This window comes from Novosphingobium sp. BF6 (assembly GCF_058273105.1).
Window position 1 is genome coordinate 271,140 of sequence record NZ_CM177775.1, and the last position, 14,627, is coordinate 285,766.

A 14,627-nucleotide genomic window follows, 5' to 3' on the forward strand; every position below is an offset into this window, starting at 1 on the left:
GTGACGCTACATTACAATTTCGTTCCAATATCCGCGTCTTTGGCGAAATCAAGTCGGTATAAAACGCAATTTTACAATTGTTATCAAAGTCACGAGATGATTACCTCGACTTTTACCAATGGAGGCGAGGAAGAACCGAGAAAAGTACCGAACGAAGCAGTCGAAGCTCCAACCAAAAATTGATTCAACAGAGCCTGACACCTTATCTGCGCGGTTATGGCCGATTGTCAGGCCGAGGCAGAAGCGCCGCGTCGGCGGCCCCTGCAGCGTGATGAACCTCCCGAAAACCACCCCCGGCTGATAATTGAGCGATGAATATTTTTATCGCCTCGCCTTGACATGAAAGAATTGAACACCGATCATGATCCGCGTAAAAGGGAGATGACGTTTTGGTTCGCCCGGCTTTTTCAATGCTCGATCGGCCGATCCGCCTTGCCGCGACCATCGCCCTTCCCTGCCATTCGGTATCGACCGCCAAGATGGAGAATATCGCCGTGACATCCTTCCCTTCGTGGTTCGCGCCTGCAGCGACCGTGGCACTGGCGGCACTGTCGGCCGCACTCCCGCAGGCTGTCCTGGCCGCACCGGGAAGCGGCCCGTCCTTCGATTGCCGGCGCGCCTCCTCGCAGGCGGAAAAGACCATCTGCGCAAGCCCGGCCCTTGCCTCGCTCGACCGTCAGATCGCCGCCCGCTACGCCGTGCTGCTCAAGCAGATGGACAAGCCCTCGGCCGACAAGCTGCGAGCGGATCAGAAGTGGTTCATCAGTTCGCGAGACGGCGCCTATCTGGATCGGAAATTCGACGATCTGGGGCTGGCCCTGCGCAGCCGCCTCGCCTTCCTGAACGCGATTCGACCGCAAGCGACAGCGGGACTGGTCGGAAAATGGCGCAACCTCTCCGGCGAGATCGCCATATCCCGCAGCGCATCCGGCGCCCTGACGTTCGAAGCCAATGCAGCCGAGCCGACCGGTGGTTACTGGGTATGTCAGGCAACCGGCACGATAGCCTCTACCGGAACGGGTCGCTGGCAGGCCCATGTCACCGATCCGACCGACGCAAGGTTCGACATCGAGCATCGGGGAACCAGCCTCATCGTTACCGAACCCGGTGCCGTCGAGTATTGCGGAATGAACGGCGGTCTTGCGGGCGGCTTTTTCCCGGTCGGGAAATGACATGACGAGGCCCGGCTGCGGGCGATGATCGCCTCAAGGCGGACGAGTGCGTCCTCCTCTCAGGGGCGGACATGGTATCGCAGCCCTCGGGCACTCTATCGGCGCGCCTGTTCCCCGTCCGGTTCAGGCGCATCGATTGCCCGATCCCGCCGCCTGTTCACCGTCCCCCGCGCGCCTTCGGCGACAGCCTGTAGGTAAACGAAAGAAAACCGCTGGGCAGGGTCCTGTGCTTTACCAGAGGACTGGACGCAGTCCGTCCAAGCAGCGTGGTGACGCCTAAGGAGCCGCTGATGCTGATGCGATCGTCGAGCCGGTAGATCGTCGTCAGCAATGCCGAGGCATCCTTGAAACCGGCCTTGCCGCGCCAGGCCGTCAGGCCGGAAGCCTGCGCTTCTGCGGCGCTGATGCCGAAGTAGCGATCATTGTGCCGTCGGTCCGCAAAACTGGTCGCGATCGACGGGGTCACTATCAGCTTGCGGCTTGCGAGGACGGGATAGGACAGGCTGGCATCGGCAATGAAACCACGAGTGCTGCCGACGAAGCCCTGGGTTGCGCCCAATGTGGCAATGACACCTCCGCTGCTGACAGCGGCAAACACGCGGGCACCGGCCCCCGAAGTCAGCCGGCCCACGCCTTCCGGCACGTCCCTGCGGCGATATCCCGGCATGAAGGTAACGCCCGATCCGATGGTGAGCCCGCGACTGGAAACGAGGTTCAACCCAACGCCGTTCCGGAAATTCGCATAGATCGGCCCTTCGACGATATCGATCGCGGGCAGCGGCAGGACCCGGTAATCGTCCGCGCCCTGGTACACGGGCGTCATCGCCGCGCCGATCCCCAGGACTATGCGGTCGTTGCTCGGCTTTTCGAACGACTGCCGCGAGCCGCTGAGGTCCTGGGCCGCGGCAGGGCCGCCTGCCAGACACGTCGCTGCGATAGCTCCGCCGCCGATCGCCTTCAGGAAAGACGAGACGTTTGCCCTGCCTTTCGCCCGGCCGATTGCAATCGCCTTGCGAGCATGAATCAAACGATCGACCGCAAAGCGTGAAAGGATGGCGTTCATCGCGAGTGACTTAAACGTCATTGGCGCTCAGGGAAGTTAAATACTGTTTCTGATGGGCGGGCGTCCCCGGTTCCAAGGATACCCGCCCCGTTCCTGTCAGGTTCACCGACTTGACGATGCCCTAACCGGCATTGCCGATCGCGGCCTTCACCTTGGTCGGCGTCAGTGGCATGTCGCACAGCCTGACGCCTGCGGCATCGGCGATGGCGTTGGCCAGCGCCGCTGAAGTCGGACCCTGAGAAGCTTCGCCGGCACCGAGAAACGGTAATCCGACACTTTCGATGATCTCGACGTCTATCGATCCCGGAACCTGGTCGAAGCGCAAGATCGGATAGGACCCCCAGTCAAAGCTGGTCCGTTTCGACGTATCGTAGGTCATTTCTTCATGGATCGCCCAGCTCAGCGACTGGATGATGCCGCCTTCGATCTGGTTGCGGATACCGTTCGGGTTCGCCGGTTGTCCTGCATCGACAGCCGCGTTGACGCGGTGGATCGTAATCGCCCCGGTTTCCCGCTCGATTTCGATTTCCAAGGCTATCGCGCAGTAGGCACCGCGATTCTTGTAGCGTGCGAATGCCATCCCGCATCCGCGCCGCCCATCGCCGCGGGGGCGCTTGCTCCAGCCGAATGCCTCGGTCGCACGAAGCATGACGGCGCGGGCACGTTCGTCTTCCATGTGGGCCAGGCGGAATGCCAATGGGTCGACCCCGCCGGCTTTGGCCAGTTCATCAAGCACGGATTCCATCGTGAAGATATTGAGATGCGCCCCCAGCGATCGCAACGCGGAGACGCGCATGGGCATCTCGGGTACGAAATGATAGCGGATATCCATGTTGTCGAAAGCATAAAGCGGATTGGCGTTTCGGTCGCCGTCACCCTCGGGCATAGGGATCGGCGCGGGCACCTGCATCGGGAAGCCGGGTACGATCTCTTGCGCGACCGCATATCCGCCGGCACTGACCGCCCGGTTGTTATGCGAATTGCTCCAGACTTCGTACTTCCAACTGGCGATCTTGTTGTCCGGGCCGATCGCAGCCTCGACCTGCGTGACCATTGCGCATCCGCACGGCTCCCATCCGAATTCCTGCTCGCGCATCCACTGGAGGCGGACGGGAACACCCGGAAACTGCATGGCGATGAGGCCGGCTTCTGCCGTCACGTCATCGGCCCCGTTTTGCCCATAGCAGCCGGCCGACGGAGTATGGATCACGCGAACCTTTTCCGGGGCCAGGCCGATAAGTTCGGCCGTGGCCCGGCGCATATCGAACGCGCCCTGGCTGTGAGACCAGATGGTGAGTTCATCGCCTTCCAGATGCGCGACCGCGCAAGATGGCCCGATAGAACCGTGGCTATACCATGGCCGGGAGAAAGATCCCTTGAAGGTCCTGGTCGAAGCCCTGGGGCCGTCGCTGCTCTGTTCCACGATGATTTCGCGGCTCGCGAGCGCCTGCAACCGGCGCGGCCCCTGCTCGCCGGGCAAATCCGGACCCGTTTTCACGTAATCGCTCGCCTGCGCCACGCGCATGGCCTGGATCGCCTGCCACTCGCTGCGGGCTACCACGGCCAGGAACTGGCCGTTCTGGATAATCTTGAGCACGCCCGGCATTCTTTGCGCAGCGGCCATGTCGGGTGCGATGAGCCGGGTTCCATAACTGGGTCCCCGTACAATCCGCGCGTGCACCATGCCGGGAAGCCGCATGTCTTGAACGAACGCCTGTCCCCCCGTGAGTTTCGCCGGAATATCCACGCGCTGAAAGTCGCGGTTCATCGTTCGGTAGTTCTGCGGCGACCGGCGAGGCGCGTTCGCCACGGCCTCGACGTGAAGCGACAGGGTGCTCGCTACTTCGCCGTAGCCGACACGCTTGCCGTCGGGGGCAACGATATGCCCGTCGCCCGTAGTATCGAGCTCCGCCGCCGGAAAGCCTAAGCGCTTTGCCGCAGCCCTCATGAGCAGCATGCGCACATTGGCACCGGCATTCGCCAGTGCCGTACCGCTGTCCTGCATCGAGTGGCTGCCGGCCGTCAGGCCTTCATCGGGGGTCCGTCCGGTGTCCGCAGTGACGAATGTGATCGCGGCGGGCGGCATGTCCAGCTCTTCCGCCGCCACCTGCAGCAGCGCCGTGCGAATGCCCTGTCCCAGTTCGGCCTTGCCCGAGCACACAGTGGCTTTCCCTTGGGCATCGATGCGGATCCACGCGTCAAGCCAGGGATCGGTTTTGAGGCTGCCTTCCAAGTCGGGACGGATTACCTTGGGACCGGCACCACCCTCGCCTCCGCCGATCGCATCGCCCAGAAGGCGCGATGTCATCGCGAAGGCAACCACCAATGCCCCGCCGGACAAAACCTTGCGGCGATCGAGAACCGGCGCATTCACGCCGCTGCTCCCGTCGGCACGGCAGCAACCCGGCGAATGGCCCGAAGAATGCGCATATGCGTGCCGCACCGGCATAAGTTCGGCTGCATGTGAGAACGTATCTGGGCCTCCGTGGGATGCGGTATCGCATCAAGCAGTGCCTGGGCCCGCATGATCATTCCCGAGATGCAATAGCCGCATTGGGCAGCCTGCTCATCCGCGAACGCCTGCTGGAGCGGGTTCATCGAGTCGATACCGCCCAACCCTTCCACCGTGCGGACTTCACGCTCGCCCACGGCGACCAGCGGCGTAAGGCAGGAGTAGACTGCCTTGCCTTCCAATTGCACCGTGCACGCGCCGCATTGTCCAAGACCGCAACCGTACTTCGGGCCGCTGAGCCCCAGTTCGTCGCGCAGCACATAAAGAAGCGGAGTCTCGGCTCCGGCTTCCACCATGTGGGTCTTGCCGTTTACGCTGAGTTCGAATGTCATGGTTGACCACCTTCTTTGCGGGCCTGGCGCACGTCGCGCTCAAGGTGGTTCCAGGCCGGTTTACGAGTGTAGCGGGTCCGGGCGTAGCCAAGGACCGCGGCGACCTGTTCGTCGGTCAGACTGGGCGCGAATCCCGGCATCTTGGGGCCGCGACCTGCCACGGGTGGTTCGATACCTTGCAAAACGGCCTGAATGGCGCTGGTCGGCCTGCTGTCGGTCAGGTCGGTCGAAAGGCCCAGCGCCGGTCTGCCCTGCGCCATCATCGGCGCGCCGCTCCCATGGCAGCCGGCGCAGGCGCCGGCAAAGATCCTGGCGCCTTCCGGAAAAGCGGCCGCCGCCTCGACCGGGCGATCCACCAGCACCTCCGGCGTCCCCGAGACCGAGGCATTCCCCATCTTTGCCGCGAAGTAGACGGAAAGCGCTCGCACGTCCTCTTCGGGTACGGAGGAAAGGCTCTCCACCACCGGGCCCATCGGGCCACCCGCCGCACTATGCTCCGGTGAAACACCTGTACGCAGGAACGCATAAAGACTCTCGGCCGTCCATCTACGCGCCGCAGGATTTGCCGTGTTCAGAGGGGGCGCGCGCCAACCTTCCGCAATGCCGCCACCATAAGCTTTCGATGCCACCTCGGCACCCATAAGGTTTCGCGGCGTATGGCAACCACCGCAATGACCCAGCCCTTCAGCCAGATAGGCACCTCGATTGTACTGAGGAGACTGGTCACTGTCGTAGGGAATCTCGCCGTGGTGAAGATAGAGGAACTTCCATCCGGCCAGAAACGGGCGGAATCCCAACGGGAAAATGAGCTTGTTGTCCGGCTTAGGCGCATGAACCGCGCGGCGCGTCATCAGATAGGCGTAAATGGCCTTGAGATCGCCCTCGTTGACGTGCGTATAGTGATCATAAGGAAGCGCGGGATAGAGATGGGAACCCGTTCGGGACACACCGTCACGCATCGCCCGACGAAATGCGTCGTAGGACCAATTGCCGATCCCCGTTTCCGCATCCGGCGTGATGTTGCTCGCGAACAGGGTGCCAAATGGAGTTGCCAAAGGCCTTCCGCCCGCCAGGGGTCGGCCACCGGGAGCGGTATGGCACACGGCACAATCGCCGAGCTTGGCGAGCGTCGCGCCGCGATCCACCAGAGGAGCAGGGAACGAACCGGCCTTGGGAGGATCGATCGCTGCCATCGACGGCCTCCAGGTCAGGCCCAGCGCAACGAGACCAGCTGCTGATGCTGCAAGCACAATTGTGCCTACCAGACGTTTCCGGTTCATGGCGCCTTATCTTCCGCTCGACGCTGATCAGAGAACACTCCGGCAGCCTGGACGCCGATTATTTTCTCGCCTCCGGTTATCCAACTATATGAAGATATAGATTGCCAAAAAACCCGGTACATACTTCGGTATGGGGTGCCACATCATAACGAATAGACGAGCGTTCGCAGATGTTGCTCTTGGACTAAGGAAGAACGTCTCCTAGCGCTGTGCCGCGCCTTTAACGGAGCCGAGAACTTCTCCCTTCCGGACCCGATTGTCTGGTCGATCCTGAGATAATCGCTGCGCGGCGTAGCGCTGCCCGACCTTGCGCGAAGATAAGGCGGCGGCCTTGGCGTAACGCAAGCCTTACCTTTACCTAGCACGCTCCCAGCGCTGCAAAATGCGTTTCCGCCATGCAAGGGACCAGGCGGCTGGGCTGTTATCACCCGCGACCCACAGCGCCTGACCTCCGCCGATGCGGCCAGCAGGGCACGCCCGGTTCTTGCCAGCGGAAACGGCCTTTCTCATGTTCCATGCCTACCGGATCCGCACTTGAGACAGCGCGACAATCCTGCGGCCCAGCAGGACCGCAACCCCGCCCAGCAGCATCCCGGCCACGATATGCGCGGCGAAATCCATCGCCGAGAGTTCGACCGGGTGGCAGAACGCCAGCAAGCCGAACGAAAAGAACGCGCTCCCCATACCGGCCAAGCCCAACGACCGGACCGGTTTCAGCGAACGCGTACGCCTGAGGGCAAGGATTCCGACAAGAACCATGGGAAGCCCGGCCGTCACGACGAACGTGAAGCAATAGCTGCCCTCGCCCAACACGCCGCGGGGATCGCCCGAGAGGGAGATGCTGAACAAAGCCAGCGCGAGCCATGCCGCCACGCCCCCGGCAATCCAGCCTTTCGCCCGGACCCTGCCGCCGGGAATACTGACCGACAACGCCGCGATGAAAGCGGCGACACCCAGCATCAGTGAAATCACGATATTCGCGGCAGCGACAAACGCCAGCGGATCGGCCCAGTCCGTGCTCGCACGGTGCACCAGATTGGTCGCGAGATAACCCAGTCCCAGCGCAAGCGGCGCCCAGAACAGCGCCCTCACCCACGCAGGCGAAACGCGCCGGACCGGTCCGGCCTCGGCGCTGAGAGCATCGATGAGCGTTGCATGATCAGCCATGAGTCTGCTTTCCATGTTCGCGCAGCTTCAGGATCGCGCGGTGCAGCAGGGACTTCACCGCCGATACCGAAAGCCGGCTTTCCTGCGCCGCTGCGTCGAGCGACATTTCCCGCAGCTTCACCATTTCCACCATTTCGCGTTGTCTCTCGGGCAGGACGCCCAGCATTCCGGCAAGGTCCGCCCCGGCGTCGAGGCTTTCGAAAGCGGCCGAGGCACCGGCATCGATCGCCTCGCCCAGCGCTGCCTCGTCGCTCACCTCCCGCCTGCGGAACCGGCCCTGTCGCCGCAGGGCATCGATCGCGCGGGCCGATGCGATCGCGGAAATCCACGGCAGCAGCGGCAACGCGGGGTCGTAAGTATGCCGGAGCCGGTGCACGGCAATCAGCACGTCCTGCACGACATCCTCGATCAGGGTCTCGTCGAAGATCCGGCGGCGCACGCGAATGCGGATCGCGGGAACCATGGCGCGCAGCACCAGCCGGTAGGCGCGCTGGTCGCCATCCTGCGCCAGCCGCATGAGGGCGGGCCAATCGTCTTCGAGGGGCAGGTCGTCCGGCACGCGCTGGCTACGAGGCGCCTGCCAAGGGCAATCGCGGTTCCACCATTGCCTTCATCCCTTCCTGCCCGAAGCCGCCTCGAGCGCCTGCACGGCCGTCTTCGTATCGAGGACCTGCGGCAATACTACCGGATCGCCGCCTCCCGCCGGATAGACGAGGTAGAGCGGCAGGCCCGATCGTCCAAGCTCCATCATAGCCTGCTCGATCCGCGCGTCATAGTTCGTCGAGTCCGCCACCATGTAGGTCGTTCCGGTCCGCGCGACGGCGGTCTTGAATGCGGCGGTGGATAGGACGGCTTTCTCGTTCACCTTGCAGGTCAGGCACCACTCCGCCGAGAAATCCACGAAGACAGGATGTCCGGCGGCACGTTCGCCGGCAACGCGCTCGGGCGACCAGGCCACGGACCGGAACTCCGCCGTGGCGGGCGATGCCTGCGCGGCGTCGGGCTTGGCCAGGAAGCCGTTGCCGGGCCAGAGGCCGAGTACGATGGCGAGCACGCCGGAAGCCGCCACGACATGGAGCGCGCCTGAAGGCCGCCCTGCCATGCGCTGCCGCTGCGCCATGCCGAAAATCCACCCGGCAAAGGCCAGAATCAGCGCGCAGCCCAGCATCACGGCAAGGCCGGCGCTGCCCGTTTGCTGGGCAAGCACCCAGAGCAGCCAGGCCGCGGCGGCCAGCATCGGGAAAGCCAACGCATGCTTGAGCGTCGTCATCCACGATCCCGGGCGCGGCAGGCAGCTGGCCAGGGCCGGGCTGAAGGAAAGCAACGTGAAAGGCGCCGCCACCCCGGCACCAAGTGCCGCGAAGATGGCAAGAGCAGCCAGCGGCGGCTGCACCAGCGCGTAACCGATCGCGCCCGCCATGAACGGCCCGGCGCAGGGGGTCGCGACGACCACGGCAAGCGCGCCGGTCAGGGCCGCGCCCAGCAGCCCTTCCCGACCGTCCAGCTTCTGACCCACGCGCTGGAGACCAAGGCCGAACTCGAAGATACCGAACAGGTTCAGCGCCGAGCCCAGCAGCACGAGCGCCAGCACGGCCACCACGAGCGGGGACTGAAGCTGGAAACCCCAGCCCACCGCCTGCCCCCCGGCCCGCAAGGCGATCAGCGTCCCCGCCAGTCCCAGCATCGCCAGCAGGGTGCCCGCGAAGAAGGCAGCCCCTTCCCGGCGCATGCGACCGGGATCGCCGCCCTGCCGCGCAAGCCCGAATGCCTTGAGCGAGATGATCGGGAAAACGCACGGCATGAGATTCAGGATCACGCCGCCGAGAAAGGCGGAAAGGATGGCGACAAGCATGGCGGGGCCTCGCGGACGACAGGGATCAGGCGATGAACGGAAACGGCGGCCGGATCAGCCGTGCTTTGCCTTCCAGGCGCGGACGGCAGCCATGGTCTTCTGGATATGCGCCTGCGGATTGCCGTCGGTATAGCTCATGAGGATCGTGCCGTTCGGCGCGATGACGAAGGAGGTACGGTCGGAAATCGCCTGCTTCGTGCCCTTCATCACGGTATCGAACCTGGCCGCGACCTTGGCGCCCGGATCCGCGGCGACCGCGAACTTGTCCCGGCATTCCGACTTCGAGAATTCGGCAACCCGCTCGACGTTTCCGGCGGTCACGCCGATGACGCTGGCGCCCATCTTGCTGAAACCATCGGTGGCTTCGGCGAAGAGATGCGCCTCCACGGTGCATCCGGACGTGAAGGCTGCCGGGAAGAAGTAGAGGACGACCGGGCCTTTCCTCAGCGCCTTGGCAAGCGACAGGTCGAAGGGCTTGCCGCCGCGCGCTGCATGCAAGGTGAAATCGGGAGCCTTGGCGCCTTGCGGAAGGGCTGCGAAGCTCGGTGTCGGCGCCGCTGCCATCAGCATTCCGAGGGCCAGCGAAAGGACTGCGTTCTTCGGGTTCTTCATCTGCAATGCTCCGATGCGTTGGTGATCGAGGGCACGCCTTCAGGCCGCCTCTTACCCCTGTTCGCTGGAGCACCGCCAAAAGTTGCGGCGGTGTCGTTTCGATCGCGGAATTTTTTCCGACCCTGCGAATTCCCGTTCGTGAGGAGACCCAAACGAGGATGCCGATCGATCGGAGTGCGCCTGCGGAAATGGCGCACTCCGATCCTTACCGCTCTGGAAGACAGTGGACTGCCGGGGCCGTGGATCAGAACCGCACGGTCAGCATGGTCTGAACGAACAGGTTATCGCCATATCCGGCGCGGCGCAGGACCTTCCCGGCCTCGACGTAGTTCACGTATCCGGCCAGCGCCACATGCGGGTTCAGCGCCCAGTTCGCCTTGATCCGGGCGATGTTGGCGACGTGCCGCCCAGCCACGTTCTGCGTCCCGGCATAGACCTGCGAATTGCCGCGATAGACCGCGTCGCTTTCGTTCGGCCGCCAGTAGAAGCCCGCCTCTCCGGTCAGCTGGAGTTTCTTCGTGACCGGCACCGCCAGGGTCGGGGCGACACCCATCATATTGACCGCGCCGATGTAGTTGTCGTCGCTGAAGATGACGGTGGCATTGTAGAGGAAGTTGAACGAACCGACCTTCCCGGTCTTATCGAACGTACCGCCGCCCGAAGCATAGTCGGCGTGGAACCCCAGCCGCGGCGCCGCCACGCCCTTGCCCAGTGCGACCGACTGGTTGGTGCTCACGGCCCAGGCATCGACCTTGCGCACGCCGAAGCGGCCGTCCTGCTTCATCGCCGTCCAGTCGAACGCCACCGGCCCCAGATGCCCCCAGAACCGCGCTCCATAAGTCTCGCGCCGATCCTTGCCGGACAGGCGGCCGAGCGTGCGGTCGTCATCCTCGAAATGGTAGTAGAACGGATCGAAATAGACCGCCGACCCGGCCTTGAGACCGCCGCCCGAGACCAGCACGCTGGAATAAATTCCGCTGAGTTGCTCGCCGTTGCCGATCCTGTCGTCCAGCCAGCCGGAGCCTTGTTCGGTCGGCTCGAAATGGAAGGCGCTGAAGCGGAAGCGGCTCCAGTCCATCGACAGCCGCGCGCCGTTCATCGAGACGCGGACGTTCGGGTTCTCGCGCGGGCTGACGATGAAGCGCGGACCGTCGAAGAACTCCTGCCGCCCCACCGTCAGGCGCGCCACGCCGCCTGCGACCGGCGCACGGACTTCGGCGAAGAGTTGCTGGACGATCAGGTCGTTCTTCTGGATCGGGATATGCTTGTTCTCGTTCTTCCCGAAAATCCGCCCCGACGCCAGTTCGCCGTAGAACCGCACCGCCGGGCCGATCCGCAGGTCGGCACCGATGGTCGTACGCGACAGCACTTCGACACGGTCGGTCGTGTCGTTGAGCAAGGGCCGGGTGGAGAGGCTGACACTGCTGCGCTGATCGCCGTTCAGTGTCAGCGAAACATCGCCGTCCCCATCAAGCGGAATGAACTTGAGCGGCGAGGCCCAGTCGCGCTTCGCTTTTGGGCTGCGGAGGAACCGCCAATCCTCGCCGCCGCGCAGCATCATGTAGTTCGGGCCTGTCCTGGGCCCTTGTCCATCGGCCTCGGCCGGATAGGGCGACTTGAGCGGGTCGGCGGGTACGGGGGCGGGCTGCGGCGCCGGGGCGGCCGTCTGCGTGGACGCCGGCTGCACGTCATCGCCCGCGGCTGCAAAAGCGCAGCCCGGCATGAGCAGTCCGATCGTCACGCATCCGGCGAGGCCCCGATCGCGCAGCGGAAATATCCGGTTGCGCATCGTCATCCTCTCGCCGTTTACCCGAGCGGGATTTCCATGAGATCGCGGCCGACCACGATCTCGCCCTTGTAATGCTTGGCCACTTCCTCGCGCCACATGGCATCGGTGATCCAGTCCATGTCGCCCGGTACGAAATGGCTGAGCACCAGCTTCTTCGCGCGCGCCCGCGTGGCGATCTGTCCGACCTGCTCAGCCGTCGTGTGGCTTTCGATCAGGTGATTGCGGAAAGCCGGCGTCCCGTTGGCCCTCTGGACGAGACGGTCGACGCCGGGAACGTAGAGCACCTCGTGCACCAGCACGTCGACATCGCGCGCGAAATCCGCCAGCGCCGGATTGTAGGCGGTATCGCCCGAATAGACGACGCTGCCGTAAGGCGTTTCGAAGCGATAGGCGAGGTTCTCGATCGGGGGATGCGGCGTGGTGAACGCCGAGACCTTCACGCCGCCTTCCGCCATGACCGGCCCCTGCTTCGCCGCGAAGTCGTGCGCGCGCAGCAGAGTCGCAGGATCGACCTTGCCTTCGTCGACCATGCGGGTGGCGATATCCATGCGGTTGAGCCGCCAGAAATCGGCAGCCATCGCCTCGATCCCGACCGGGCCATAGGCATCCACCGGCGTGCGCAGCGCGCCTGCCGCCCATATGTTGTAGACGAGGTTGCCGAATTCCAGCTCATGGTCGGAATGCATGTGCGAGATGAAGATCGCGCGAATATCGGCGAGGTTGAGACCCGCCTTCACGATCTGCGCCGTCACGCCCATGCCGGTGTCGATGACATAGACCTTGCCGTCCACCACCAGCGCATTGGCCGGATTGGAGCGGGTGCCGCCGACACGCGGCCCGCCCTTGGTGCCGAGCAGCACGAGCTTGGCGCCCCTGTTGGCAGTCGGGTTCGAAGCCGGTTTAGGCCCCGATGTCTGCGCGAGAAGGGAAGATGCCGAACCGGCCAGTATGCCGCCGGCAGCGGTCGTCATGGCCGCCTGCAAGAGTGCGCGGCGATTGAACGTAGACTTATGCGACTCGAGAATCATCGAATTCCTCTCAACCTGCGTATCCAGCCCTGATCGAGCTTGTTGCGGGCCGCCTAACATCGCTGCCACGCTCCGGTCAATACGAATAAGAATCTCATTCTGTTTAGTTGCGATAGACAATGCGCGCGCTATCGGCGATGCCCATGCCCATGATGGATACGGGCCGTACAATCGACATCGAGGACGATTTGGCGAAAGTGGGCGTCGTGCCCGCGACGCAGGCGCGAAGCCGCGCCTTGCGGGACAGCCTCATCCGCGAAGCCCTTGCCATGGCCCGCCGCAAACCTTTCGACGAAGCCGGCATCATCGATATCTGCACTGCCGTAGGATGCTCCACCGGTGCGTTCTATGCGCGTTTTCCCGACAAGATAACGCTGTTCAAGGCGGTCATGGTCTTCGCTGCGGCCGAATCCGGTCCGATGCTCGAACGCATCGTCCGCCAGGAAGCGTTCGAGGACATCCTGCCGAAACTGGTGAATGCGCAAGTCGAACGCTATCTGCGCCACGACACATTCTTTCGCTCCGCCTTCAAGGTCAGCCTCGATTCGGAACAGGCCTGGGAACCCTTCCGCCGCAACGCCTACAATCTCGCGAGCGCCTATATCGAGCGCGTCCTCGAACGCCCGGACATCGATCGAAGCCAGGTAAGCGCCGAGAAAGTGCGCTTCGGATTTCAGGTGATGTACGGGGTGCTCAACAATACGCTCAGCAATCGCCCCGGCCCCTATGTCCTGGAAAGCGAGGAGTTTCCGGCCCTGCTCCAGCATGCCATGGTGGCGACAATGGCCTTGCCCATCGCCGGGCATCAAGCGGAGCGCGTGTGAGCCCGCATTCGCGCAGGAGTTCGGATCCCCCCTTTCCCGACATCCCGGGTCTGGACGCCTTTCGCGGCCTGATGCTTGGCGAATGCAACGGAACATTTGGCACCCACACCCGCGTGATGCTCAGCATGCTCGGCCTGGGCCTTGAACAGACGATGACCTGGCTGGTGCAAAACCGCCCCTCACCGGAGGAGTTGCGGAACTGGATCGTCGAAGTCGCGGGAATGCCGCACCCGGATGCGCTTGCCCGCTACACCGCCTGGATCGAGGACCGCCTTGCTCCGGCCACGGCAAAAGATCACTTCGCTGCCATCGATGCCATGCCGCCGGTTCTGGACGAACGCGAACTCGCGCGGTGGGAGCGCGATGGCTACGCCGTGCTGAGCGATGCCATCGCCCCTGCCGAAATCGAGGCTCTGACGGGATTGGTCTGGCAACGGGCGCAGGCACGGCCGGACGTACCCGCCACATGGTACGCCCCGCGCCCGCAAGGGATCATGCTCCAGCATTTCCAGAGCCCGCAGCAGGATGCCGCCCGGCGCGGCAAGCGGGTACATAAGGCTTTCGCGCAGCTATGGGGCACCGCCGACCTCTGGCCCAGCATCGACCGGGTCGGCTTCAGTCCGCCCGTCACGCCGAAGGCCCCCTTCCGGGCGACCCCGCTGCACTGGGATTGCAGCCTGCACCGCCCGGTGCCTTTCGGCCTGTTCGGTGTGCTCTACCTGACCGACACCGGGCCGGACCAGGGCGCCTTTCGCCTGGTGCCGGGCTTCCACCATCGCCTCGATGCCTGGCTAGACGGCCTCGGAAATCGCGATCCGCGCGGGGTCGATCTCGACGACGAGGCCGTGCCGATAGCAGGACGGGCAGGCGATCTCGTCATCTGCCGCCACGATATCCCTCACGGCGCCAGTCCCAATCGCTCGGATCGACCGCGCCTGGTGCAGTATCTCTCGATGTTTCCGGCCTGGCAGCAAGAGCAGGATGTCTGGCTTTGAA

13 protein-coding genes are annotated in these 14,627 nt (G+C 63.9%); 3 read left to right on the forward strand and 10 right to left on the reverse strand.

What is annotated here, in order from left to right:
* Positions 1 to 410: 410 nt before the first annotated feature.
* Positions 411 to 1,172, forward strand: coding sequence for a lysozyme inhibitor LprI family protein (locus tag AC4D6D_RS01365; RefSeq protein ID WP_491326207.1), 762 nt, complete (start codon positions 411 to 413; stop codon positions 1,170 to 1,172).
* A gap of 157 nt (positions 1,173 to 1,329) precedes the next feature.
* On the opposite strand, the gene AC4D6D_RS01370 is transcribed toward AC4D6D_RS01365, so the two are convergent.
* The 10 genes from AC4D6D_RS01370 to AC4D6D_RS01415 form a co-directional block, all read right to left on the reverse strand.
* Positions 1,330 to 2,235: a MipA/OmpV family protein gene (locus AC4D6D_RS01370; protein ID WP_491326208.1), complete on the reverse strand. Its 906-nt coding sequence runs from the start codon at positions 2,233 to 2,235 to the stop codon at positions 1,330 to 1,332.
* Between the two features lie 121 nt (positions 2,236 to 2,356).
* Positions 2,357 to 4,609 (reverse strand): xanthine dehydrogenase family protein molybdopterin-binding subunit, encoded by a 2,253-nt coding sequence (locus AC4D6D_RS01375; RefSeq protein WP_491326209.1) that lies wholly within the window; start codon positions 4,607 to 4,609, stop codon positions 2,357 to 2,359.
* A complete protein-coding gene (locus AC4D6D_RS01380; protein ID WP_147222447.1) occupies positions 4,606 to 5,079 on the reverse strand; it encodes a (2Fe-2S)-binding protein in 474 nt (157 codons plus the stop codon). Before AC4D6D_RS01380 ends, AC4D6D_RS01375 begins: the two co-directional genes overlap by 4 nt.
* The gene (locus tag AC4D6D_RS01385; protein WP_491326210.1) at positions 5,076 to 6,359 is read right to left on the reverse strand and encodes a c-type cytochrome; all 1,284 of its coding nucleotides are present in this window, start codon (positions 6,357 to 6,359) and stop codon (positions 5,076 to 5,078) included. The genes AC4D6D_RS01380 and AC4D6D_RS01385 overlap by 4 nt, the downstream gene beginning before the upstream one ends.
* A 519-nt stretch (positions 6,360 to 6,878) precedes the next feature.
* Positions 6,879 to 7,526 (reverse strand): NrsF family protein, encoded by a 648-nt coding sequence (locus AC4D6D_RS01390; protein ID WP_491326211.1) that lies wholly within the window; start codon positions 7,524 to 7,526, stop codon positions 6,879 to 6,881.
* Positions 7,519 to 8,085, reverse strand: coding sequence for a sigma-70 family RNA polymerase sigma factor (locus tag AC4D6D_RS01395; protein WP_491326212.1), 567 nt, complete (start codon positions 8,083 to 8,085; stop codon positions 7,519 to 7,521). Before AC4D6D_RS01395 ends, AC4D6D_RS01390 begins: the two co-directional genes overlap by 8 nt.
* A gap of 51 nt (positions 8,086 to 8,136) precedes the next feature.
* A complete protein-coding gene (locus tag AC4D6D_RS01400; RefSeq protein ID WP_491326213.1) occupies positions 8,137 to 9,378 on the reverse strand; it encodes a protein-disulfide reductase DsbD family protein in 1,242 nt (413 codons plus the stop codon).
* A gap of 54 nt (positions 9,379 to 9,432) precedes the next feature.
* Positions 9,433 to 9,990 (reverse strand): peroxiredoxin, encoded by a 558-nt coding sequence (locus AC4D6D_RS01405; RefSeq protein WP_491326214.1) that lies wholly within the window; start codon positions 9,988 to 9,990, stop codon positions 9,433 to 9,435.
* A 244-nt stretch (positions 9,991 to 10,234) separates the two neighbouring features.
* Complete coding sequence (locus AC4D6D_RS01410; RefSeq protein ID WP_491326215.1) at positions 10,235 to 11,785, reverse strand: alginate export family protein; 1,551 nt, start codon at positions 11,783 to 11,785, stop codon at positions 10,235 to 10,237.
* Between the two features lie 11 nt (positions 11,786 to 11,796).
* Positions 11,797 to 12,750: an MBL fold metallo-hydrolase gene (locus tag AC4D6D_RS01415; protein WP_491326216.1), complete on the reverse strand. Its 954-nt coding sequence runs from the start codon at positions 12,748 to 12,750 to the stop codon at positions 11,797 to 11,799.
* Positions 12,751 to 12,950: 200 nt separating this feature from the next.
* On the opposite strand from AC4D6D_RS01415, the gene AC4D6D_RS01420 reads away from it, so the two are divergent.
* The gene (locus tag AC4D6D_RS01420; protein WP_491326217.1) at positions 12,951 to 13,631 is read left to right on the forward strand and encodes a TetR/AcrR family transcriptional regulator; all 681 of its coding nucleotides are present in this window, start codon (positions 12,951 to 12,953) and stop codon (positions 13,629 to 13,631) included.
* A gap of 116 nt (positions 13,632 to 13,747) precedes the next feature.
* Positions 13,748 to 14,626, forward strand: coding sequence for a phytanoyl-CoA dioxygenase family protein (locus AC4D6D_RS01425; RefSeq protein WP_491327266.1), 879 nt, complete (start codon positions 13,748 to 13,750; stop codon positions 14,624 to 14,626).
* The last annotated feature ends 1 nt before the right edge of the window (position 14,627 follow it).